The sequence below is a fragment of the Pontibacter mucosus genome (assembly GCF_003054055.1).
Taxonomy (GTDB): Bacteria; Bacteroidota; Bacteroidia; order Cytophagales; family Hymenobacteraceae; genus Pontibacter; species Pontibacter mucosus.
Genome location: NZ_QBKI01000003.1, coordinates 35,176 through 58,808 on the forward strand (window position 1 = coordinate 35,176; position 23,633 = coordinate 58,808).

The 23,633-nt window shown below is 53.9% G+C and carries 21 protein-coding genes and 1 other RNA gene; 9 read left to right on the forward strand and 13 right to left on the reverse strand.

What is annotated here, in order from left to right; genetic code table 11:
* Positions 1–39 precede the first annotated feature (39 nt).
* Together dnaN and C8N40_RS06580 are read left to right on the forward strand one after the other, a co-directional pair.
* The gene (gene dnaN / locus C8N40_RS06575) at positions 40–1,164 is read left to right on the forward strand and encodes a DNA polymerase III subunit beta (protein WP_092103951.1); all 1,125 of its coding nucleotides are present in this window, start codon (positions 40–42) and stop codon (positions 1,162–1,164) included.
* 160 nt (positions 1,165–1,324) lie between these two features.
* Positions 1,325–2,656, forward strand: a complete 1,332-nt coding sequence (locus C8N40_RS06580; protein ID WP_108211010.1) for a sensor histidine kinase — start codon at positions 1,325–1,327, stop codon at positions 2,654–2,656.
* On the opposite strand, the gene C8N40_RS06585 is transcribed toward C8N40_RS06580, so the two are convergent.
* Positions 2,657–3,724, reverse strand: a complete 1,068-nt coding sequence (locus tag C8N40_RS06585) for an endonuclease/exonuclease/phosphatase family protein (RefSeq protein ID WP_108211011.1) — start codon at positions 3,722–3,724, stop codon at positions 2,657–2,659.
* A 53-nt stretch (positions 3,725–3,777) separates the two neighbouring features.
* Between C8N40_RS06585 and gldC the strand changes: the two genes are divergently transcribed.
* Positions 3,778–4,131: a gliding motility protein GldC gene (gene gldC, locus C8N40_RS06590; RefSeq protein WP_092103944.1), complete on the forward strand. Its 354-nt coding sequence runs from the start codon at positions 3,778–3,780 to the stop codon at positions 4,129–4,131.
* Positions 4,132–4,235: 104 nt separating this feature from the next.
* Here the strand turns inward: gldC and C8N40_RS06595 are convergent, their stop codons facing one another.
* From C8N40_RS06595 to guaA, 5 genes are all read right to left on the reverse strand, one after another.
* A complete protein-coding gene (locus C8N40_RS06595; protein WP_108211012.1) occupies positions 4,236–4,697 on the reverse strand; it encodes a hypothetical protein in 462 nt (153 codons plus the stop codon).
* A 177-nt stretch (positions 4,698–4,874) separates the two neighbouring features.
* A complete protein-coding gene (gene dcd, locus C8N40_RS06600) occupies positions 4,875–5,411 on the reverse strand; it encodes a dCTP deaminase (RefSeq protein WP_108211013.1) in 537 nt (178 codons plus the stop codon).
* A gap of 145 nt (positions 5,412–5,556) precedes the next feature.
* On the reverse strand, positions 5,557–6,855 hold the full coding sequence (hemL, locus tag C8N40_RS06605; RefSeq protein WP_108211014.1) for a glutamate-1-semialdehyde 2,1-aminomutase: 1,299 nt from the start codon (positions 6,853–6,855) through the stop codon (positions 5,557–5,559).
* A gap of 29 nt (positions 6,856–6,884) precedes the next feature.
* A complete protein-coding gene (locus tag C8N40_RS06610; RefSeq protein ID WP_245905023.1) occupies positions 6,885–8,585 on the reverse strand; it encodes an ABC transporter substrate-binding protein in 1,701 nt (566 codons plus the stop codon).
* A gap of 99 nt (positions 8,586–8,684) precedes the next feature.
* Positions 8,685–10,214, reverse strand: a complete 1,530-nt coding sequence (guaA, locus tag C8N40_RS06615; RefSeq protein ID WP_108211015.1) for a glutamine-hydrolyzing GMP synthase — start codon at positions 10,212–10,214, stop codon at positions 8,685–8,687.
* Positions 10,215–11,378: 1,164 nt separating this feature from the next.
* Here guaA and ffs point away from each other — a divergent pair.
* The 6 genes from ffs (at position 11,379) to C8N40_RS06640 (ending at position 14,617) form a co-directional block, all read left to right on the forward strand.
* Positions 11,379–11,476, forward strand: an RNA gene (gene ffs / locus C8N40_RS06620) — signal recognition particle sRNA small type.
* A gap of 108 nt (positions 11,477–11,584) precedes the next feature.
* Entirely contained in the window at positions 11,585–12,241 is a 657-nt protein-coding gene (fsa, locus tag C8N40_RS06625) for a fructose-6-phosphate aldolase (RefSeq protein ID WP_108211016.1), read from the forward strand.
* Between the two features lie 83 nt (positions 12,242–12,324).
* Positions 12,325–12,528: a fructose-6-phosphate aldolase gene (locus C8N40_RS06630; protein ID WP_092103929.1), complete on the forward strand. Its 204-nt coding sequence runs from the start codon at positions 12,325–12,327 to the stop codon at positions 12,526–12,528.
* 9 nt (positions 12,529–12,537) lie between these two features.
* Entirely contained in the window at positions 12,538–13,251 is a 714-nt protein-coding gene (locus C8N40_RS06635) for a cell division ATP-binding protein FtsE (protein WP_108211017.1), read from the forward strand.
* A gap of 53 nt (positions 13,252–13,304) precedes the next feature.
* Complete coding sequence (locus C8N40_RS22595; RefSeq protein ID WP_170114031.1) at positions 13,305–13,442, forward strand: hypothetical protein; 138 nt, start codon at positions 13,305–13,307, stop codon at positions 13,440–13,442.
* A 53-nt stretch (positions 13,443–13,495) separates the two neighbouring features.
* Positions 13,496–14,617 carry a DegT/DnrJ/EryC1/StrS family aminotransferase gene (locus C8N40_RS06640; RefSeq protein ID WP_108211018.1) on the forward strand — a complete coding sequence of 374 codons (1,122 nt, stop codon included), beginning with the start codon at positions 13,496–13,498 and terminating at the stop codon, positions 14,615–14,617.
* Positions 14,618–14,950: 333 nt separating this feature from the next.
* On the opposite strand, the gene C8N40_RS06645 is transcribed toward C8N40_RS06640, so the two are convergent.
* From C8N40_RS06645 to pseC, 7 genes are all read right to left on the reverse strand, one after another.
* Positions 14,951–16,438 carry a lipopolysaccharide biosynthesis protein gene (locus C8N40_RS06645; protein ID WP_108211019.1) on the reverse strand — a complete coding sequence of 496 codons (1,488 nt, stop codon included), beginning with the start codon at positions 16,436–16,438 and terminating at the stop codon, positions 14,951–14,953.
* A 68-nt stretch (positions 16,439–16,506) separates the two neighbouring features.
* A complete protein-coding gene (locus tag C8N40_RS06650) occupies positions 16,507–17,862 on the reverse strand; it encodes a polysaccharide deacetylase family protein (protein ID WP_108211020.1) in 1,356 nt (451 codons plus the stop codon).
* Positions 17,863–17,868: 6 nt separating this feature from the next.
* The gene (locus C8N40_RS06655) at positions 17,869–19,032 is read right to left on the reverse strand and encodes a hypothetical protein (protein ID WP_245905024.1); all 1,164 of its coding nucleotides are present in this window, start codon (positions 19,030–19,032) and stop codon (positions 17,869–17,871) included.
* 114 nt (positions 19,033–19,146) lie between these two features.
* Complete coding sequence (pseI, locus tag C8N40_RS06660) at positions 19,147–20,190, reverse strand: pseudaminic acid synthase (RefSeq protein ID WP_108211022.1); 1,044 nt, start codon at positions 20,188–20,190, stop codon at positions 19,147–19,149.
* 19 nt (positions 20,191–20,209) lie between these two features.
* Entirely contained in the window at positions 20,210–21,712 is a 1,503-nt protein-coding gene (gene pseG, locus C8N40_RS06665; RefSeq protein WP_245905025.1) for a UDP-2,4-diacetamido-2,4,6-trideoxy-beta-L-altropyranose hydrolase, read from the reverse strand.
* Positions 21,705–22,397 carry a pseudaminic acid cytidylyltransferase gene (gene pseF / locus C8N40_RS06670; protein WP_108211023.1) on the reverse strand — a complete coding sequence of 231 codons (693 nt, stop codon included), beginning with the start codon at positions 22,395–22,397 and terminating at the stop codon, positions 21,705–21,707. The genes pseG and pseF overlap by 8 nt, the downstream gene beginning before the upstream one ends.
* Complete coding sequence (gene pseC, locus C8N40_RS06675) at positions 22,394–23,599, reverse strand: UDP-4-amino-4,6-dideoxy-N-acetyl-beta-L-altrosamine transaminase (RefSeq protein ID WP_108211024.1); 1,206 nt, start codon at positions 23,597–23,599, stop codon at positions 22,394–22,396. Before pseC ends, pseF begins: the two co-directional genes overlap by 4 nt.
* Between the last annotated feature and the right edge of the window lie 34 nt (positions 23,600–23,633).

Sequence of the window (23,633 nt, forward strand, 5' to 3'; positions counted from 1 at the left end):
ATTTTTAACTTTGCCTAAATAACATTATAGGTATACGTAATGAAATTCATCGTCTCTTCATCTGCTCTTCTGAAGCAGCTTGCCAGCATAAACGGAGTGGTCACCAACAACCCGGTGGTACCCATCCTGGAGAACTTCCTGTTCGAAATCAATAACAGCACCCTCACCATCACAGCCAGCGACCTGGAAACATCCATGATCACGCAGCTGCCGGTTGAGGCGAAGGAAAACGGCCGTATCGCCGCCCCTGCCAGAATCCTGCTGGAAACGCTGAAGAACCTGCCGGACCAGCCGGTGACCTTCACCATCGACGAGGAAACGTATACCATTGAGATTAGCTCCTCTAACGGCCGCTATAAACTTTCCGGCGAGAACGCCACAGATTTCCCGCGTGTGCCGGTGGTTCAGGGCGGGAACGCCATCGAGATTCCCTCCAATGCCCTGGCCAGAGCCATCAACAAAACCATCTTTGCGGTTAGCAACGATGAGCTGCGCCCTGCCATGACCGGTATCTTTGTGCAGCTGCGCAAAGAGAACGTGACGTTTGTGGCGACCGACGGACACCGCCTGCTGCGCTATCGCCGTACCGATGTAGGCACCAACCAGGAGGCCTCTATCATCGTGCCTCGCAAGGCCTTCACGCTGCTCAAGTCCACGCTGCCTTCTGAGGCTACCGCCGTGCGCATGGAGTTCAACCAGTCTAACGCTTTCTTCAGCTTCGACAACATCCGCATGATTTGCCGCCTGATTGACGAGCGCTATCCGGACTATGAGAACGTGATTCCGGTAAAGAACCCGAACAAGCTGGTGATCGACCGCACAGACCTGCTGAGCTCTGTGAAGCGTATCTCCATTTACTCTAACAAGACAACACACCAAATCCGCCTGAAGCTTTCCGGCTCCGAGTTGCAGGTGTCTGCCGAAGACTTGGACTTCTCAAACGAAGCGAATGAGCGCCTGACCTGCCAGTACGATGGCGAGGATATGGAGATCGGCTTCAATGCCAAGTTCCTGATGGAGATGCTCAACAACATCGACTCCGACGAGATTACCTTTGAGCTTTCGACACCAAACCGCGCTGGTTTGCTGATGCCGATCGTGAACGAAGAGGCAGAGGATGTACTGATGCTGGTGATGCCGGTAATGCTCAACAACTACGTATAAAAAGTATAAGTATACTTATTGATACAGCACAGGCGGGTCGTGATGGCCCGCCTGTTTTGTTTCAGATATTTTGGTGCAATTGGCCTCTAAATTAAATAACTGCAGTATAGTTATACTTTTGTTGTAACAGCTTATATTTGAGGCGCTTTTATTTGTGCCTATGAGGCTATACTTCTACCAAGCTGCTCCTGAAGCGTACCGGGCTGGGTTCCGGCAGTACTATTCTCCCTTCAATGTGAAGTCTCTGCACTTGCTCTCCAGAATATGGCTTCTGATAGCCGTGCTGGTGCTGGTCAGTGACGTCCTCTTCAACTACGCCGCTTATTTTAAGGGCGCTGCCTTGTACAGGGTGGCTTACTATAGCTATGCGGGGGCAGGGCTGGCGGTGTTCCTGGCGTCCTGGTGGCTCCGGAAGAAGCGGGTAGGAGAGGAGCAACAGCACGCATACCGTTTCCTCTGCCTGGGCTACGCTTTTGTGTTCGCCATCACCTGCCTGCTCATGTCGGTGGCCGTGCAAGGCAACCCCATGAATAACATGACCATGTACCTGCTGGGCCTGGCATTGGTAGCTACCCTTTTTGTTTTTGAACTGAAGGAGTTGCTACTGTTAGCCATATTGGTAGAGGCTACCTTTGCGCTAGGGGTAACATTTCTTGACCTGCCCACTGACCGTCTTATCATGAACCAGACAGGCTCCGTCTTCCTGGTGCTCTTCTTCTTTCTGATCAGCAGGCTGAACTATAGTTTCAGGCTCAATCACTTCATCCAGCTGCAGCAGATTGAGCAAAAGAACGCGGAACTGCAGAAGCTGAGTAAAGCGAAGACCAACATACTCGGCATCGTAGCGCACGACTTAAGGGGGCCTTACGCGAACATAGAAATGATGGCCAAGATGCTGCAGAGCAAGAGCATGCCCGCCGAACAGCAGCAGCGCTTCTATGAGATGATCCTGAAGAGTTGCCAGAGCGCCAAAAGCATCATCACCGAGTTGCTGGATATGGCCAGGCTGGAGCAGGAGGAAGCATGCGTGCTGGAGCCAACTGACCTGAGCAGCCTTTTGCTGGACATTGAAAAGGAATGGAGCTTAAAACTGAAGGAAACCCGGCACTTCCTTGTCCAGCAAACCGACGAGAGTATCATAGCCGAAATAGATCCTGAGAAGTTCAGGCGGATTCTGGATAACCTGATCTCCAATGCGGTGAAGTTCACCCAGGAGAAGGGAAGTATAAAACTTCACTTGTCGAAGCAGGACAAGAAGGTGCTGTTGAATGTTTCGGACGATGGCATCGGCATCCCGGAGGACATCAAACCCTACTTGTTCGAGCCTTTCTCCAAGGCGGGCCGCAAGGGGGTACGGGGAGAGCAGTCTGTCGGGCTTGGCCTAAGCATCACACGCAAGCTTGTGGAACTGCAGCAAGGTATTATCGAGGTGGAAAGCCAGGCGGAGCGAGGCACCACCTTCCGGATAACGTTGCCAACTGCCCTGGGATAGCTACCTGCTGCGCCTCACCTGAATAAACACCGGGAAGTGGTCTGAGTAGCCGCCCCTGTACACTGTGCCGCTGTAGGTGCCTTTGGGAGATTCTCTATACCTGCCCAAGGTATACTTTATGGCAACCGGGTTATAGATCTTGGCGGAGCCTCTGACGTACTCCAAGCCCTCTTTGGGGCCTATCATGGATTTGGAGACCATGATCTGGTCCAGCATCTGGAAATCGCCCTGGTAGGCATAGCTGCCCCTGCCGTTCACAAACAAGAGGTAGTGGGTGTTGAACAACTCTGTGGGGTAGGCCGGGTCAGGGCGGCCGGTGGCGTTCAGCGTTTTTTCCAGTACGCTGGCGTTAGGCTCCACATCAAAATCGCCCATAACAATGATTTTCGCGTTGGGGTCGGCTTTCTGCTGTTTATCGATCTCCTGCCTGAGCGTGGCGGCAGCAGCCTGAAGGCGCTGATCATCCCGCTTGCTGGATCGTGCGCGGCCACGGGCTGGCCAGTGATTCACATAGATCGTTACCAGCTCTCCCTGCAACTCGCCCTTCACCTGCAGGATGTCCCTGGAAGTATAGCCGGATTCCCGGAAATTGATTTTGATGAACTCAACCGAAACAGGCTTGAAAGCTCTGGGTTTGTAGAGGAGCGCCAGGTCCAGGCCCTGCTCATCGTTCATTTCCTGGTGGATGACACTGTACCCGCTACGTCGCAGGGGAGAGGTGTTAAGCAAGTCATCCACTACCTGTCGGTTCTCCACCTCGCTCAGCCCGATAATGTCTGGCCCGTTTTTGCCGCCGATACCGGCTATCACGGTGGCTATGTTCTGCAGTTTTAACTTATAGCGTTCCTCGGTCCACTCCATTTCGCCATCCGGCGTAAACGGGTCGTCGTCTGTTTCGGGGTCGTCTTTTGTATCGAAAAGTTTCTCGGTGTTATAAAAGGCAATCGTCTGAAGTTTCCCGCGCTTGGAGGCGATAGGAATGCTGGAGCAACCGGCCAGGGTGAGGACGGTAAAAAGGAGCAATATGGTTTTAAATCCGTGGTGCATCGTGTAACTTTGTGCTATCATTAATTATTAGCATATTACGAGAACACTATACTAGAAAGTTTAAATTTGAGCTTATGAAGAAGTCTGAAATATACTTTAGCATTGCCCTTGACGATAATCACATCCCGGAGGCCATTAGCTGGCGCGCTACGGATGCAGGGGAGAAGATACATTTTGCCAAAGCCATCAACATCTCCCTTTGGGACAGAGACGAGGCGGGCACCATGAAAATTGACCTCTGGACCAAAGACATGCCAGTGGATGAGATGAAGTATTTCTACATCGATACTATGGGAGCCATGGCACAAAGTATAGCCACTGCCACCAGCGACCAGGTAATGGCCGAGAAGATACGCACGCTTTGCCAGGAGCTGATGGAGCACGTGGAGCAAGACCGCCTGAAAAACGACCCGAACGCTGGCAAGTAAGCCACTTATTAAAAGTATAAAATCAGCGAAGCCGCCCAAATGATGGGCGGCTTCGCTGATTTTATGTTATATGTTCCTATTTATACTTTGTCGCTGGCAGTTGCTTAGTTTACGCCGGCTTGGGCGTTAGTGCCAGCAGGCTCAACTACGGCTATACTTCCATCTTCCTGGTAGTTCAGGCTAGCCATAAACTTCTGGTCTTCTTCGCGATATACCTTTCTATCGCCGAAGTAATGGTTATACTGCTCTGTGCTCAGTACATTCTCAAGTGCCAAATCACGGTCAGCATAAACGCTCTGGCACAGGGCCTCTATTTCCTGCTTGTTACCGGCATGCTGCTGCTCAATGGCAGAAACTTGCTCGGCTACCTGCATGTTTAATTCTCTTACTTTCTTTGACTGGTAATTATTTAAACGCAGGTCTTTAATCATCTGATCAGACAAGTGCTGGGCTCTGGCGGCAACAACAGCTTTGGAAACCTTCTCTTTCGAAGTTTTTTCTCCCGTCGCTTTTGAAGCAAACACACAGCCAAACATCATGCACATCATTACCAATACCTTTTTCATAATCTTATTCTTTTACTTGTACCTTCTCTCTTCTTATACTTTTAAAACGGCTCCAAGGGTATAAAAATTCCGCTTATTGCCTGTTTATTTTATGGTTTATAAGGTGCATATATCATGCCAAAAGCCCGCTTAAGCTAACTTAAACGGGCTTTTGTTGCTGTATATCAAAAAGTTATACTACCACTCGTTCATCCACATCATCGACTCCACAGGGGTGATGGTGCGGTGATTATACTTGGCGTTTTGCTTCTTGTTGTAGTAGTTCTCTATACCTCCTTTTACCTCGAAGTAGATAAGCTGGCCAATGGGCATGCCGTAGTAGATGCGCACTTTCTGAGAAACGGAGATCTCCAGCGTCCAGGTGTTGCAAAAGCCAACGTCGCCCTTACCGGCCGTGGCGTGAATGTCGATGCCCAGGCGGCCCACACTTGATTTGCCCTCCAGGAACGGCACGTGCGCATGCGTTTCGGTGTACTCCAGCGTTACGCCCAGGTATAATCTGCCGGGCTCCAGCACGTAGCCTTCCTCCGGAATCTCAAAAACCTCTATCTGGTTGTGTTTGCGCGCGTCCAGTACTTCGTCTACGTAGCAGGCCAGGTAACGGCCCAGGTGCACGTCGTAAGAGTTGGTGCCGAGGCAGGAGCGGTCAAAAGGCTCTACCAGGATGGTGCCCTTCTCCATTTCCTCCAGTATCTGCTTGTCTGATAAAATCATGTTGGTGGGTATTTTAGGAATGTAAAAGTAAGGAGAACCGCTGATTAAATCACAGGTAAATTAAAGATAACAAAAAATGCGCTGATTTTATACTTCTACCGCACCCGGCAAAAGTATAAAATCAGCGCATCTTACGTAGGATTTGTTACCCGTTCAGGGCTTCCTGTAGCGCCTGGAAGTTAGCTTTCACATACTGCTCGGCCAGCTCGTCGGTGATGGCTGTGGACACGAACAGCGCCTCGTATTGTGACGGTGCCAGGTACACGCCTCGCTGCAGCATGCCGTTAAAGTAGCGGCCAAACAAAGCCGTATCCGAGGTTTTGGCAGACTCAAAATCATACACCGGCTTATCGGTAAAGAAGATGCTGAACATGGAGCCCACACGGTTGATGGTGTAGTTGACGCCTAGCTTCTGCATGTTCTGCTGCATGCCCGCCACCATTTTACCGGTCACTTGCTCCAGTTGCGTGTATACTTCCGGGTGCTCTTTCAGGTAGGTAAGCATAGCCATACCCGCTGCCATCGCAATCGGGTTACCGGACAGGGTGCCTGCCTGGTAAACCGGCCCGGCCGGTGCCACATAATCCATGATTTCCTGCCTTCCGCCGTATGCGCCCACTGGCATACCACCCCCGATGATCTTGCCCATCGTGCTCAGGTCTGGCGTCACACCAAACAGCTGCTGGGCGCCACCGGCTGCCAGGCGGAAACCGGTCATTACTTCGTCAAATATCAGCACAATGCCCTCTTTGTCGCAAAGGGTACGCAGGCCCTGCAGGAAGCCTTCAGCAGGGGGCACCAGGCCCATGTTACCGGCCACCGGCTCCAGGATGATAGCGGCTACCTGGCCTTTGTTGGCGTCCACGAGAGTTTGTACAGCCTCCAGGTTGTTGAAAGGGGCCGTCAGGGTATCGTTGGCAGTGCCTTTGGTTACGCCGGGACTATCGGGCACGCCCAGCGTAATGGCACCGCTGCCCGCAGCAATCAGGAAAGAGTCGCCGTGGCCGTGGTAGCAGCCCTCAAACTTGATGATCTTGTCGCGCCCCGTAAAGCCGCGCGCCACGCGGATGGCCGACATGGTAGCCTCCGTGCCCGAGTTCACCATGCGCACCTTTTCTATGCTTGGCATCATGCTCACGATGAGCTCGGCAATCTCCACCTCCTTGCGGGTAGGGGCGCCAAAGGAAAGCGAATTTGGGATTGCCTGCATCACCGCCTCGTTCACCACTTCTGCCGCATGGCCCAGAATCATTGGGCCCCAGGAGTTTATCAGGTCGATGTAGCGGTTGCCGTCCTCGTCGTACATGTAAGGGCCCTTGGCCGAGACCATAAAGCGTGGGTTGCCACCCACGGCCCTGAAAGCACGGACAGGGGAGTTAACGCCGCCCGGTATACTCTTTTGCGCACGAAGGAAAAGCTCGTTGCTTATAGGTGCTTGTACCATTAGTCTAATATTTTAAATGTTGATCTTGCTTAAAGAACCGGGTTTACCACCGTTAGTTCGAGGTTTTCGAGCTTCAGGATAGGCACATACTGGTTATCCGGCTGTACCTGCCCGCGCTGGCTCTGGTCGGTGTAGCCCACGCCGCTGTAGAACACGCCGGGCTTCAGGCCGCTTGTAGCTAGCTGCCCGTTAAACTGCGGTCCGTACTGGTGCAGGAGCTGCCCGAAGTAAAAGAGCATCTCGTAGCCCGCGTACGCGTATGGCGATGGGGGCAAGTTATACTTGCGGCTATACTTTTCAAGGAAGCTCTTGTTCAGGGAGTTTTGTTTGTTTACATATTTCGGGCTGATGAAGTATACCTGCAGGTAATCGAGCTGCTGCAGGGTGATTTGGTTAATATCCAACCAACTGTCGTAGGTGATCAGCGGCAGCTCAGGGGCCTTGCTTTGCAGGAGGCTGGTGGCGTTCATGGCCGCCGTCATTTTGCCGGAGAAAACTGCCATGTGGCCCACGCCCTGCAGGCTCAGCGAGCGGAACGCGGTAGCCGTAGCCGCTGCCTCCGCCGGGTTGATGCGCTTGAATACTGTTACTTTACCACCCAGTTTCTGGAACTGCCGGCGATAGTTGTTGGCGTAGGTGGTGTCGTCTTTCGTGTTCTCGTAAAGTATAACCGCTGTTTTCGGAGAGAAATTTTGGTAGGCATACGTAGCTGCCTGACGGGCCTGCGTAGCCACCGACGACTCAAACAAGAATACATTGCTGTTCCCGGCAGCCATCTCCAGGTCCTGTGTAAGCGGGTTGATGACGTTGATGTTATGTTGCGCCCCGAAACGCGCCGCCACCCTGGCTGTTGTCTTATAAACCGGACCGATGATCAGGTCCATACTTTTCATCTCGGGTGTGTCCAGTACGCGTTTTACCGTAGCGGTGTCGGCGCCGGCATCATACGTATAAAGGTTGATGTGTATACCCATCTGCTGCAGCGAATCCTGCGCCATCTGCATGCCGGCGTACATATCGGTGATAAACTGGCTTTTGCGGGCCGTGGTGGCGTAATCTTGCTTCAGCTGGAAGGGAAGGAGCACCGCCACATCCAGACCCTGACTCTTCATCGCATCTTTGCTCAGGTAGCGTTTGGGGTCGAGTTTAAACTCCTGCACCAGGCTTTCCAGCATCCGGCGGTCCTCGGGCTTGTACCAGCCGCCCACCAGTTTATCGGCGAAAGTCTGGGCCACCACTCTGTCAGAGCCGAAGCGGCGCATGAGTTGCTCATACTTTGGGCGGTCGTTCAGGCGGTTGAGGTAGTAGCGCTTTAATCCTTCCGCATCCTTAGCTAAGGGCGTCCCCTGTAGCTCCTGGAGTTTGCTTAGCGCGCGCTCGTAATCGTTCTGCTCGAACAGCACGTTAGCCAGCAGGTAGTCAGCATCGGCCATGCCGCCCCAGTTAGGGTGCTGGTTCTGCAATTGTAGCAGCATCTGGTACGCCTCATCAGCCTTTCCCGACTTGAGTGCAGCCAGCGCATATAAATAAGAAGCCTCCGCAGCATAACTGCCGTTTTGAGATGCAAGGGGCTTTAGCTCAGCCATGGCCTGGTCGTAGCGCTGTTGCTGCAGCAGTACTTTGCCGTTGCCATAGGTAGTGGCCGGGTCCTGGGTCTGGGCCAGCGTCGGAAGGCTCAGGGCACTCAGCAGCGCGAGGCCTGCCATCTTCTTACAGAAGCTTTTATTCATACTTTGGGTTGATTTGAACATGCGAATGAGTGATTGAGTGAACAAAGTTGGATACTTCTTATTCACTCAATCACTCATTCAAAATTCATTCCTTTATACTTATTCCCACTCGATAGTGGCCGGTGGTTTAGAGCTGATATCGTAAACAACGCGGTTTACGCCTTTTACTTTGTTAATAATTTCGTTCGATACATCGGCCAGAAACTCATACGGCAAACGGCTCCAATCGGCGGTCATGCCGTCTACGCTGGTCACGGCGCGCAGGGCCACAACGTTTTCGTACGTACGCTCATCGCCCATCACACCTACCGACTGCACCGGCGTCAGGATTGCGCCTGCCTGCCATACTTCGTCATAGAGCCCGGACTTTTTCAGGTTGCTGATGAAGATATGGTCTACCTGCTGCAGCACGTGCACTTTCTCTGGCGTGATATCGCCCAGGATACGAATGGCCAGGCCAGGACCCGGGAACGGATGGCGGCCGATGATGATGTCGTCGATGTGCAGCGCTTTGCCTACCAAACGCACCTCGTCTTTAAATAGTGTTTTCAGCGGCTCTACCACTTTCAGTTTCATGAAGTCCGGCAAGCCACCCACGTTGTGGTGCGATTTGATGGTGGCAGAAGGGCCTTTCACGCTTACCGACTCGATTACGTCCGGGTAAATGGTGCCCTGGGCCAACCACTTCACGTCCTCAATCTGATGCGCCTCCTCGTCGAACACCTCGATAAACACGCGGCCGATGGCCTTGCGCTTCTGCTCCGGGTCGGTGAGACCGGCAAGGGCGCTGTAGAACTTATCTTTCGCGTCCACGCCTTTCACGTTCAGGCCCATGTGCTTGTAAGAGTCCAGTACGGTCTCAAACTCGTCTTTGCGTAGCAGGCCGTTGTCTACAAAGATACAGTATAAATTCTTTCCAATGGCCTGGTGAATCAGCATGGCCGCCACGCTGGAGTCCACGCCGCCGGAAAGGCCGAGTACCACTTTGTCGTTGCCCAACTGTGCTTTCAGCTCGGCCACGGTGGAGTCTATGAATTGCTCAGATGTCCAGTCCTGGGCGCAGCCGCAAATGTGCACCACGAAGTTGCGGAGCAGGGCCTTGCCTTCCTCGGAGTGTGTTACCTCCGGGTGAAACTGGATACCGTATGTCTCCTGGTCTTTGAGTTTGTAAGCCGCCACACGTACGCTTTCGGTGCTGGCAATTACCTCAAAATTAGCCGGAATCTCCTTGATTGTATCGCCGTGCGACATCCACACCACGGAACCCAAGGTGAGTTCTTTCAGCAGGCGGTCGTGGTTGTGCAGCTCGCTCAGGCGGGCGCGGCCATACTCCCGGATGGTGGAAGGCGTCACCTCGCCGCCGCGCTCGTGCGCGATCAGCTGGGCACCGTAGCAAACGCCCAGTACCGGGAACTTGCCCAGGAATTGATCCAAATTGATAGTGGGATGTTCGGCATCGCGTACCGAGCAGGGGCTGCCCGACAGAATTACGCCTTTTACTTCGTCTGTGATCTCCGGAATATGGTTATACGGATGAATCTCACAGTACACATTAAGCTCGCGAACCCTTCTGGCAATTAGCTGGGTGTATTGCGAACCAAAATCGAGGATGAGAATTTTTTCTGGCATGTGCAAAGGTAAGGTAGTTTGGGGGTATTAGGCAATTTATTTTGATGTTTACTCTGTTGGGGTGGTTTAAAAGGGATGTATACTCATATTATTCGGTATACAAGTTCTAGCGTAGGCTCTATGTGCGGAACTGTACTAGCTGTACTTTATACTATGTCTATACTTTATACTTGCTGGCTAACACTTTATACTACCGCTGGCGCGGGTTTGCAACCCGTGCCTAACTATAGAGTCAAGTTTGTAACTCGACTGGCATAAAAACCATATTTAATACTTCCTATACTTTTATACTTTGCGGCTATACTTTCATAGTTGCTGCTTCCTTCCATTTGAACCAAGCTATCCTTACTAGCTACGGTTCCTCCTCCAGGCTTACTTAAGCTATTGTTTCATTTCTGGCTTTGGTGCCCTCCCAGGCCGGGAGGCCTCGCCTTCGGGCATCGCGCTGTCTACATTTCCTTTGCTGCCCTTTGGTCGCAATGCCCTTAGTGGGCACCGGAAATCTACAAGGCGCTCAACCCAAAGGCTGGGATAAGGTTGATAGCTCCTGCTGACGTAGCTTCAGCCAAAGTCCCCCTTTGAAGGGGGTAGGGGGATGTTAATCGCCTGAGAATTCCCCTCCTCGGAGGGGCTGGGGTGGGTTTATACTTTGTAGGAGGGATAGCAGCTACAATGCTTATACTTCAGCCAAAGTAAGTACAGATTCCCCGCCTTGGATAAGGAGGGGTTAGGGGTGGTTGGACCCGGTACTACAAAACGCTCTCCCCGGTTCTTAAGGGCTACGCTTAGGACACCAGTATAGCAGCGACATTTCTATACTTTAGGCTTCAGGTCCGGAGCACCGATGAGGCCTGTTCTCAACCCGCGAGCGAACGTACAACTGGCATTTTATAGTTTCGCCAGTTGAAAACTGGCCCCATAATAGCTCCAAGTTGAAAACTTGAAGCAGCAAAGGATTTGTGTCCTAATAGTAGCCTTATCCAAGTAGGGGTAAGGGTGGTTGAACCTGGAACTTCCAATCCCGCTCATCCTCTAATCCTGAAAATCCTGATCCAGACAACTTTTAACCCTTTCACCATCAGTGGCATCCCCATTAAACCAGCCTTTGCTACTTATTTTTTATACTTCCTGCTTGCACTTGAGGATATTCTTCGTACTTTTGTAACGGCAAATCGGCACGGCCAGCTCCCGCTGAACTCCCCCAGGACCGGAAGGTAGCAAGGGTAGGTGGTTGAAGCGGCGCGATGTTGGTTTGCCACTTTTTTTTGCCCCTACCTCAAGCATTGCATCCCCGCAAATTTCACACATTTCTTTCCGGATTCTGGATTAATACTTTAGCTTTGTAAGTATAACATATAGTATCTGGAACTATGAAATTCTTTATCGATACAGCCAACCTGGATGAAATTAAGGAGGCACATGACCTGGGCGTGCTGGATGGTGTAACTACCAACCCCTCGCTGATGGCCAAAGAAGGCATTACGGGCCACGACAACATCATTGCGCACTACAAGAAAATCTGCGAAATCGTAGACGGCGACATCAGTGCCGAGGTAATTGCGACGGATTATGAAGGGATTATTCGCGAAGGAGAGTTCCTGGCCGAGCTGCACCCCAACATCGTGGTGAAGGTTCCCATGATCCGCGACGGCGTGAAAGCGATCCGCTACTTCAGCGAAAAGGGCATTAAAACCAACTGTACGCTTGTTTTCTCTGCGGGCCAGGCGATACTTGCCGCCAAAGCCGGTGCCACCTACGTGTCGCCGTTTATTGGTCGCCTGGATGATGTTTCCACGGAAGGCATGCAGCTGATTGACCAGATTGTGCACATTTACGGCAACTACGGTTACCAGACGCAGGTGCTGGCGGCTTCGGTGCGCCATGTAATACACCTGGTGCAGTGCGCCGAGGTAGGAGCCGATGTGGTAACCTGCCCGCTGAACGTGATCACAGGACTGCTGAAGCACCCGCTGACTGATATTGGCCTGGAGAAATTCCTGTCAGATCACGCAAAAGGGAATAAATAATTATTGATGAGTAATGATTATTGAGTAATGCATCAAAATGCGCCTCTTACTCATTAATCATTATTAATTACTCATTCCAAAAGATGTATATCATCAAAGTAAAGGGCAAGGCCAAAATTCCGGACTACATACAGCTCCGCGATGAGAATTTTGTGTTGATAGCCTACTTCAGAGCCGACCGTCCGCTCAAGAACCTGGACAGGTATGGTTTGGAGGGCAAGGAAGAAGCCCTGGCTGCCCTGATCGACTCGCTTGAGTTCGGTAAACTACAGAAATTAGATATTTAAAGCGTACGTATGAGTTTTTCCTCTTCGCCGGTGGTGTCGTTGCGCGACGTCACGATTTACCAGGATGTGCAGACTGTGCTGAGCAACGTGAATTTTGACGTGGAGAAAGGTGAGTTTGTGTACCTGGTAGGCCGCACAGGAAGCGGTAAAAGCTCGCTGCTGAAAACCCTTTACGCCGACCTGCCCCTGCAGACCGGAAACGCCGCCGTGGCTGAGTTCCAGTTGGGCAAGCTGCGCCGCAAGCAAGTCCCTTTTCTGCGCCGCAAACTTGGCATCATTTTCCAGGATTTCCAGTTGCTTTTCGACCGCACGGTGGCCGAGAACCTGGCCTTTGTGCTGAAGGCAACCGGCTGGAGCGACAAGTCGAAGCGCAAGCAGCGTATTTCAGAAGTATTGATGCGCGTGGGCCTGGATGCAGCGGCCAACAAAATGCCGCACCAGCTTTCGGGCGGTGAGCAGCAGCGCGTGGTGGTGGCGCGCGCCCTGCTAAACGAGCCGGTTATACTTTTTGCTGATGAGCCCACCGGTAACCTGGATCCGGCTGTAGCCGACGGTATTATGAAGCTTTTCCAGGAAATTAACAACCACGGCACGGCGGTGCTGATGGCCACGCACAACTACGAGATCATCCAGCGCTATCCGCAGCGGGTGCTCAAGTGCGAGAACGGCCGCGTGCTGGATTCCAAGGTAGAGGAGTTTAACCTCGTAAACGGGTATCAGTAAGGTTATACTTTCAGGATTTATACTTAGAGCAAAAGCCTCAGTCATGTTAAAGTATGGCTGAGGCTTTTTTGTTTGTAGAGCAGTCTATCATAAACTTAGCTAAGCGCTTTCAGAATAACAGCGTGATTGTGGAAGCGGGAGCAAGTATAGCTGCCGGTAGCGCCAGTGGTTATACTTTCCCTCTTCGATAACCTTTGCTTCAGCCTTCCTTATATTTGTGTATCATCAGCCCTGAATAATTACGATGGAAGATATTAAAATGACCTCCACCAAAGCACTGTATGCCAAACTGAAGCCCGAGCTGGATGCTGCTTTCAGCGCGGTGATGGCAAGTATGGGTATGGAGGAGAGACCGCAGGTGCAGGCTTTCGCAGAAAGTATAGCCACCCATTTACAGGTGCCGCATGCCACGCCTTGTGCCAATGGCACCGATGCCCTGCAGCTGGCATTGCTTTCCCTGCAGCTGCCCGCCGGCACGGAAGTTATACTTCCGGCATTTGGTCACGAGGCCATCGCAGCAACAGTGGCCGGAGTAGGCTTACAGCCGGTTTTTGCAGATGTGGATATGCAAACCTTCACGCTCGACCCTGCCTCAGTAGAGCGCTACATTACACCTGCTACAGGAGCGATTCTGGCTGTACACCAGTTCGGGCAGTGCGCACCGATGCAGGAGTTGTTGGCGCTGGCCCAAAAGTATAAACTCTGGCTGGTGGAAGACGTGACGCAGGCGCTTGGAGCGATTTATGTAGGGGAGGATGAAAAAGAGCGAAAAGCTGGTGCTATCGGACATGTGGGATATACTTCCTTCTTCCCGACAAAGCCTTTGTTAGATTCTGGTGAAGGAGGAGCAGCCTTTACAAGGCAAAGTGAACTGGCGGAGCGAATGCTGCAAATCACCCGAAATGGCATGGACGGAAAGTATACTTTCAACTCACGGCTGGACACGCTGCAGGCAGCCATGCTGGACGTGAAAATCAAGTATGTAGAGGAGTACAATGAGGCGCGGCAGGAGATTGCCCGCTTTTACGACAACGCCTTTGCCGAAAGCGAACTGGTGCAGGCCCCGCACCGGGCGACGTATAGCTCGCAGATTTATCACCAATATACCATCAAAGTAGCTCCTGAAGTGCGCAACGGGTTGCAGCAGCACCTGAGCGATAACTTTATCCCGAGCGCTATCTATTACCCCCACCCGCTGCACCTGCTGGAAAAGTATACTTCCGGCAAGTATAAACCAGGTGACTTTCCGGTGGCGGAGCTGCTGAGCCAAAGCGTCCTGTCGCTGCCCATGCACTCGGAACTGAAGGAGGACCAACTGGGCTACATTTGTCGGCATGTGCTAACTTATGTTAAGCAGAGAGGTTGAGTTTAGGAGTTGGGGAGTTAGAGAGTTTAGGTGTTAGAGAGTTGTAGAAACGCAATGCCTTGCGTCTGTAAAGTTAGAAAGTTAAAAAGTTAGAAGGTTAGAGAGTTATAAAGTTGTGCTCTCGCTCGCCTCTGGCGAGTGTGAATCATAGTTTGGCCTCTGACCACTTTATACTTTATCCGGGGTATTCAGTGGTTAGATAGCTCACACTCGCCAGAGGCGAGCGAGGGTGTATGGCACACACAAAACATGTAATTTTAGTATAGATAGGTGGGGTGTTAGAGAATGCACAAACTGATATCGAATAACTAACAACCAATAACGAACAACGAATTACAACTTCCAGCCGGTGATACCGAAAATCACTTTGCGGAGCCAGGCGTTCATTTCGGGGTAGATGTTCAGGTTGAGGGCCAAGCTCAGGTAAATGGCTGTGATGAGCAGTGAGCGCACGAGAATGTCGAGGAACACGTTGCCGAGGTAGGGCAGCAGGTAAGAGGCGCCCAGCGTGGCCGCCGCGATGGCCGTGATAGCCAGGGCATGCCAGGTAAAGGGCTGGATGTGGTAGATAACCTTCACAAAGAGCAGGCGCGCCAGGTTCATTGCTACCAAAGAAAGCATAGAGGCGAAGGCTGCTCCCTCAATGCCGTAGCGCGGAATAAAGTACCAGTTCGTCCAGATAGTGAGGCCGGCCAGCACCACATTAAAGCCCAGATCCCATTTATACTTATCCGACGTGGCTAAGATGGCCCCGTTCAGGCTGGTAGCCAGGTCCACCAGGCGGGCCAGCGCCAGGAACAGCACCACATACTTGCCGCTGCGGTAGCTCTCGGGCATAAAGTCGTAAAGGTTATCAATATTGGCCCAGATACCAATAAAAAGCAGCAGCCCCACAATCAGGTTGATCATTGTCACGTGCTGATAGAGGGTACCCATGCCTTGCATATCGCGCTCTTTCCAGAACTCGGCCACCTGCGGGTGCGCAATTTTAAGTATGGAACGGCCAGGAACAAGTATGGCGCTCGTGATGAAGAAGGCCGTCGTGTAAATGCCGTTGTCGGAGAGGCTGTAGGAGGAAATCATCACCTGGTCTACGGTCGTGATGATAGTGGTGGAGATGCTGCCCAGCAAGGTAAAGAAGCCGTAGTAAAACAGCTCGCGGAGCGGCACGATGTGCATCACCGCCAGCGAGGGTTTCAGGTGCAGTTGCTTCAGCCAGATAGTATAGCCCACCAGCACCAGCGCCCCCACCGAGTTCACCACGATGTAGAGCAGCACAAACGTTTGAAACTCCATCACCCCCAAAGCATACACGCTGATAAGCACTGTGGTGAGGATGCGCAGCAGGAAATCCTGCACAAAGGAGGAGACAATGGTTTTATACAGCGAGCGTAGGTACGCCGTGAACATGTTGAACAGCAGCGTGAACAGCGAGAGCGGAATAAGGTAATAATAGTAATCGATGATGAGCGGCGAGTTCTCGATGTAATACTCGACCACCACCGGTTTGAAGAGCAGGAAAACAGCCGTGGAAAGTATAAACCCAAGCAGTGGCACCGACAGCAGCAGGAACAGGAACCCGTTATGCTGCTTTTCCGGATCACGGAAGTAGGGGAAGTAGCGCACGCTCATGTTCACGAAGCCCAGGGCTGAGAACTGCGCATACATCACCGAGATAGACAACAGCAGGCGCGTGAGGCCCACTTCGGCCTCGTCCATGAAATTGGGGAAGAGCAGCACCGTGTTCACATAGCCGATCAGGATGCCGGCATACGAAATGGTGGTGTTCCAGATTCCTTCGCGCTGTAAGGTTCTGCTCATGGGCTACACAGGGTGAACCGCAAAAATAGCAAATCCGGCGTATTTAGTTGGTGGTTGTTGGTTATAAGTTATTGGGGATGCCCAGTCTTCGCCAAGGCTGCTGCCTCGGCACAAGTATAAAACATGGTGCCAGCCGACTTGAGCTGCTGTAAGATTTTCTCCAGCACCTCGCGCCAGCCGGGTTCTCCTTTCGGTACGGCATACTCAGTGTAGCGGGAGTAGTTCTCGTTATGCCACAGCAGTGTGAATAAGCCCCTAAACTTCTCGACCTCCTGCAGCATGGGCTGTACCTTTTCCAGCGCCTCCCGTGGGGTAAGGTGCATGAAGTTCACATCGTAAAGTGTGGCATCCATCAGCATCAAAGGGAGCTCCAGATAGGTATGCGCCCTCTGATTCTGGAAATCAAACGGGTAGAAGGGGTGGCAGTAGGAGTTGCGGAACCCGAAGTGTTCGGAGAAGCCCAGCGTGCTGTCGTAGGCCAGGTTGCTTTGCTGCAGCACCTGCGGGGTGGTTTCGGGTTGGTAGCAGAGGTAGTGGAACCGGTTGCCCTGCGGCTGCACCGGCAGTTTGCTCCGGTCCTGCTTCAACTGCACCAGGTCGTTAGCTGTTCCAAAACTGCCGTGCAGCGCCACTTCATGCCCGCGCTCCGAGATCTTCTGCATCAGGTGCTGGTACTTCAGCTTGGTGAGGTCGTGGTCGGCATTGGGGTGACCGTTGTAGCGCTGATTGCTCGGCAGGAAGAAGAACGTGGCCTTGGCGCCATACTTTTCAGCCGTGGCCATCACCTCAGGCAGGTTGTTCCAGGCGTCTTTTCCCACCGCCTTTTGCAGCAGCACCTTGGTCAGGTCCAGCCCCTTGGCATGGAACAGCAGTTGCTTACCCGCCACGCGCCAGGCGGAGTGCAGACGGTCCACATCGCAGGTGAGGCAGGCGGCCAAACTGTTGTTGCCCCAATGGTCGTGCTGCAGCGCTACGCTATAGACCCGTTCCATCACCTCGCGCAGCATCGCAAAGTAGTAGTTCACGATAGGCTTAGTGACGAAATGATGCTTTGCCTGCACGCTGGCCTTGTAAGTATAGCGCTTGAAGCGGTCGCGCTCCGGGCCATAGTACTCCTGCCAGCCGCTGAGCAGGTAAAAGGCCGCGGCCACGATGTCGTAGTTTATACTTGCCGAACCGTCCGGGTGGTAGGTGATGAGCTCTGCCTGGTCGTCCTCCTCAAAAAAGAAAGGCAGTCGCTCCCCATGCCATTCCTTCCAGACGAACTGCTGCGGACGCGGGCGTTTCTTCTCAAAGAAGCTGCCGCTATACTTTTGGATGGTGATTTTGGCATCACCGCCTGCGCCATAGTTAAACGTTAGGTTTTTTGCCTTGGGGTAGAGGATGTGAAAGTGCTGTAATGTATAATCGTAGATGTATTGCATATGGTATTAAAGCAGGAACTCCCGGAGGTGCTTCAGCGCTAATTCTGCGCTACGGCCATCAAATGGGGTTCCTACAGTTGCGTTAAAGTAGCTTGCTCTACTGTAAACGCTGGGTTTGTGCTCCATATTCTCTCGGAGCATAAATATTAATTCTTCCGGACCTGCCATGGCATCAATCAGGCCATGTTGTACAAAACCGTAATAGTCCACCAGCTTGTGCTTCGGGTTAAAGTCGTAAAAGATGGACCAGACGTTGAGCAGGACTGCCTCCAGGTGGATACCGGAGTTGCCGCTGAGCTGCACATCCACCTGGCGCAGGTAGTCGAATGTGGGTACTGAGCGGCTGTCGGAGAGGCTGATTTGAGGGCTTATACGTTGCAGTCTGTCAAAGTTCCGGGTGTCTCGCGGGTGGGGACGGAGGAGGATGCGGATCGTGGGCAACTCTCTGGTAAGTTGAATGAGTACTTTTTCAACCTCTCCCAGGTCATCCATCAGGTTACAGCCAATACCGATAGTTTGGATGGTTTCGCTTTTATTCCGGAAGGGCATGTAGGCATCGGCTTTGGGCATGCCAATCAGTTCTACCTTTCCTTCTACCGGACCGCATAGTTTATACTTGTCCAGCGCATCCTGCCCCTCCAAGAGGTTCAGGTCGTAAGCCAGGGGCGGAAACATGGGGCTGACGCTGGCGTGCTGGATGTATATGGTTTTGATGCCCATACTTTTTGCCGCCAGGAGCAAAGCGCGGGCATCGGCGTTGTGGTCGTTGGCAAAGACAATGGCCTTGGGTTTATAGGTTTGCAGCTTGCGCAGGTATACTTCGTAAAAGCCCACGGCATCAAAAAGTACATCGAAAAAACGGGTGGTACTGGCCTTTTTATACTTTAAAAAATGAAGGAGTAGCGGAATAAATTTGTAGTAGTACAGCAGTTTGCTCCGCAGCGAAAGGCGCTCTACCACTGCGTTATACTTGCCAATCTGCTTGCGCTGACCTGCTACAAACACAGCTTCGGGCAGGGCTTCTTCTATAAACTTGAGGCTGTCGTAATTATTCTGGCTCACCACATACAGCCATACCTTGCCGCGCAGTTTCTCCGGCCGCTCTACCGACTCAAACAGGTTGCCCAAGAGGCGCACCACCGTATAGCCGGCCACTTTTAGCAGGCGCATCAGCGGGTTTTGGGGGGATACGACGCTTTTGGCACTTTCCGGGAGGCGTAGAAAAGCCTCTGAAAAGTGCAGGTACAAGATTTCGCTATAGCGGGTAAACCACTTATGCATGAGCTAAACTAAATCCCAGTTGAGCGGCGTGCCGGCCTTGATGTCCTGCCTGGCTGCTTTGCCCAGCAACGTGTCGTAGTGCTTGGGGGCCAGGCCCAGCCCCGGGCGGATAACGCGGATGTTCTCCTTGGTGAGCGGCTCCCCGGCCTTGATATCTTGGGCCGCGTATACCGAGCGCTTGAACAGGCGGCTCTTCTCCTCGGCCCGCTGCACGCCGTACTGCACCTGCCCCAGCGCCAGCCAGGCCCTTTCCGACTCCACCACCAGCGTGCGCAGTTCTTCGGGCTCGAGCGAGAAGGCCGAGTCCACCCCGCCATCGGCCCTGCGGAGGGTGAAGTGCTTCTCAATCACCGTCGCCCCCAGAGCCACGGCGGCTACGGCGGCGCCCACACCCATGGTGTGGTCGGAGAGGCCCACCTGCACCCCGTAGAGCGCGCGCAGGTGCGGGATGGTCACCAGGTTGGTGTTCTCCGGCGTGGCCGGGTAGGTGGAGGTGCACTTGAGTAGGATAAGCTCCCGGCAGCCCGCCGCCCGCAGCACCTCGACGCCCTCTGCCACCTCTTGCACCGTGGCCGCGCCCGTACTCATGATCACAGGTTTACCCGTGGCAGCCACGCGGCGCAAGAGCGGGTGGTCGGTGTTCTCGAAGGAGGCAATCTTGTACACCGGCGCCCCGAGCTCCTCTAAAAAGTCCACAGCCGTCTCGTCGAAGGGGGAAGAGAAGGCAAGCATGCCCCGCTCCCGGGCCCTGTCAAAAATAGGCTGGTGCCACTCCCAGGGGGTGTAGGCTTCTTTGTAAAGGTCGTAGAGCTCGCGGCCCTTCCACAGCGAGCCCTCGTCTTCAATCGTGAGCGCGCCGGGCAGGGTCATCGTGTCGGCCGTGTAGGTCTGCAGCTTGATGGCGTCAGCGCCCGCGTCGGCGGCGGCATCTACTATGGCTAAGGCACGTTCGAGCGATTGGTTGTGGTTGCCCGACATCTCGGCGATGATAAAGGGCTTGTGATGGGGACCGACCAGGCGGCCGGCGATGTTGATATCTTGAATCATGTTGCTTTCTGTCTTGTGTTTATACTTCACTTAGCTCCAGCACGAAGTGGTGCGCCCCCGGGTGCTCCGGGTCAGGCGCCGCGTAGGCGAAGCCTGCTTTCTCAAAGGCCCTGACGGAGGCGATATTGTCCCGCTGTACCAGCCCTTCCACCAGCCTGACTTCCGGATGCTCGCGCCTTAGCCTCTCCACGCCTTTCAGCAGCACCGTGTACCCGAGCCCCTTGCCACGGTAGTTTCCGTCAATCAGGTAACTGAGGGTGGCTGTGGTGCCCGAGATGGTGAAGCGTATCTGGGCCGCAGGCACGCCTTGGACCTCCGCAATATAAATAGGAGTGTTATCGTCGATAAGCCTGGCCCGGAACCAGGCCTGGTGGTTAGCCAAAGGTATGGGCTCGGGGTTAAAGGACTGGCGCCGTACCTCGGGGGCGTTGTTCCAGTGGTAAATCAGCAGCAGGTCCTCCTCGGTCGCTTGCCGGAGGGTGAGGCTGGCTGAGAGGCTGAGCCTTCGAAACTCCTCCCGTAGCCGCTCAGGGCTTTGGCCGTCGAAGTAGCGGCGCTGCTCCCGCACCTGCCCTGCAAAAGCCTTCTCTAAACTTGATGGGTCTACATCTGGCAGCTCCTCATACTTTCGGGCGATGCCCGAAGAGGTCAGGAAGCTGTAGAGCCCTGCCTGATTAGTGGCCGTCTGCAGCACGAAAAGCAGCCCGCTCACGGCGGCGTACTCGTAGGCCACCCCGCTGGCCGAGGTCACGACCAGGGCACACCGCTGCATCAGGCGGCACATTTCTTCTGCGTCCAGGTTCTGGTGCAGGGTGATGCTTTCCTTACCTTTGAGCCAAGCCTGCAGTTCTAGCAAATGCCGGTAAGCGCCGCCCACCACTATTTCGATGGTTTTTATACTTTGTAATCCGGATAGCTCCTTTGCCAGCCGCAGGGTATGGTTTTCCGGGTCGGCCCCGCCCAGGTTCAATAGCAATCGTAGCGGCCCTTCCGGAAATCTTCTTTCTTGCTCGGCGGCCTTCAGGAAAGGCGGGCGCAGCAGCGCGTAGGCTGGGCCCAGCAGGAGCCTGGTGTAGGGAGCGGTTTTATACTTTTCTTTTTCTACGCCGCCTGCCACGTTGAGCACCGCGTCAGCCACAAAAGGGTAGGCGTGGATGTCGTCGAGGCACAGCAGGGCGCAGCCGTGATTTTTGATGACTTGCTGGTAAGCCGTGTCAAAGCGGTAGCCGTCAAGCACCACCACGTCCGTCGGCTGCAGCACCTGTCCGCATAAGTATACGGCTTCCTCACTGGTTACCTCTTGCTCCGGTAACACAATCACTTCTTCACATACCTCCCGCAGCTGTCGCGCCAGCCCTTCGGCAGGGGCTTGCACAGCGAACACGCAGCGGAACTCGCCGGAGAGCATCTGCGCCAGGGCCAGCGAGCGCACCACGTGCCCCAAGCCGATGCGGCTGCTGCCGTCGGCGCGGAAGACCACGCGTGGCCTCTCTGGTGCTATGGCGGTGCTTTGCTCAGTCAAGGCGGTGCAGCAGTTTATACTTTAGTTCGGCCAGTTTCCAGTCCGTTTCCGAGTCAATGTCCTGGGCCTCGAGCTCGGAGAGCTCAATCACCCCGGAGTTGCCGGTGAAGAGCCTTTTATCCTTCAGAAATCTATCTACCCTGAACCAATAGAACTGCCCGGCGTCGTGGAAGGCGGCGGGCAGGTCCTGCGAGCGGCTGGAAAGGTGCTCGGGCCAGTTCATCACGGCCTTGCCCTGCTCCACCTTCAGGCTGCGCCAGATGGGGTAGCTGTACTTCAGAACCGGGAACACCGTGTCAAAATCTCCCTCTGAGAGCCTAGTGTAGCTCTCCTGCAGCAGCGCGGCCGTCACGAAGGGGGCCGTGGGATAGAGGCAGCAGGCCACCTCAAAGCTTTTACCCTGCGCTTTATACTGTATTAGCACCTCCTCGAGCACCTGCGCCGTAGTGGCAAAATCATCGGAGGCCTCCCGGCTCCTGAGAAACGGTACGCTTGCTCCATATTCCTGGGCCACCCGGGCTATCTCCTCATCATCGGTGGAGACCATCACCTCGGCAAACAGGCCCGACTTAAGAGCGGCCTCAATGGAGTAGGCAATAATGGGTTTGTCCAGGAAAGGGCGGATGTTCTTCCTGGGGATACGCTTGCTGCCCCCGCGGGCGGGTATGATGGCCAGGCTTTTCACTGCTGCACGAACTCCTTCACCTTCTCTATCACGAATGCCTGCTCTGCCTCACTCAGCGTGGGGTACATGGGCAGGCTCAGGCACTCTTGGTAGTAGTGCTCAGCCGCCGGGAAGTCGCCCTTGCTGTAGCCCAAGTTGCGGTAGTAGGGCATGGTGTGGGCCGGGATGTAGTGCACCTGAGCAAAGATGTTGTGCTCCCTGAGGTAATCGTACAGTCCCTTGCGGTCGGGCACGCGGATGACGTAGAGGTGGTAGGCGTGGCCGGTCTCTTCGCCCTGTAGGGCTTCCATAGTAGTCTTCAGCGTCCCAATGCCCTCCACGCCGGCGAAGGCCTCGTCGTATGTTTTGGCTATCGCTCTTCTTCGTTCCAAGCCCTCGTCGGCACGGCTCAGCTGCGAGAGGCCCAGGGCGCAAAGCATGTCGGGTATGCGGTAGTTGTAGCCCAGCTCCTGCATCTCCATGTACCAGCCGCCGTGGTTCTCCTCCATCAGCGCCGGATCGCGCGTGATGCCGTGGGTTCGGTAGAGCAAGAGTTTCTGGTAGAGTTCCTCGCTGTTGGTGGTGACCATGCCGCCCTCGCCGGTGGCAATGTGCTTGACGGGGTGGAAGGAGAAAATAGCCAGGTCAGCGTAGTTCCCGTTGCCGCACAACTGCTTCTCTCCTTGGCTGTCGATAAAGTAGCCGCCGGGAGAGTGAGCCGCGTCCTCCACCAGCCACAAACCATGCTCGTTGGCCAGTTTCCTGAAAGCTTCCAGGTTCACCGGGTTGCCGGCAAAGTCCACGGGGATAATGCCGGCGTAGTAGCCCTTGGGCTTGGTCTCTATCAGCTCGCGCACCTTGTTTATGTCCAAAAGGGCCGTGCCGGGGTCGATATCGCAGAACTCGACCTGGCCGCCGCAGTAGCGTACCCCGTTGGCCGAGGCCACGAAGGTGATGGGCGTGGTGATGACTCTTGACTCGTGGCTAACGCCCAGGGCCAGGGAGCACAGGTGCAGGGCAGCCGTGCCGTTGGCGCAGGCCACGGCGTACCTGGCCCCCACGTAGCGGGCGAAGGCCTGCTCAAACTCGGCCACCTTCGGTCCTTGCGTCAGAAAGTCGGATTGCAAGGTCTCCACCACCGCGGCAATATCTGCCTCGGTAATATGTTGGCGGCCGTAGGGAATAGGGCGATCGGGCTGTTCTGTATGTTTAGCTTCTGACAAGGAGTTAGAAAGTTAGAAGGTTACAAAGTTAGAA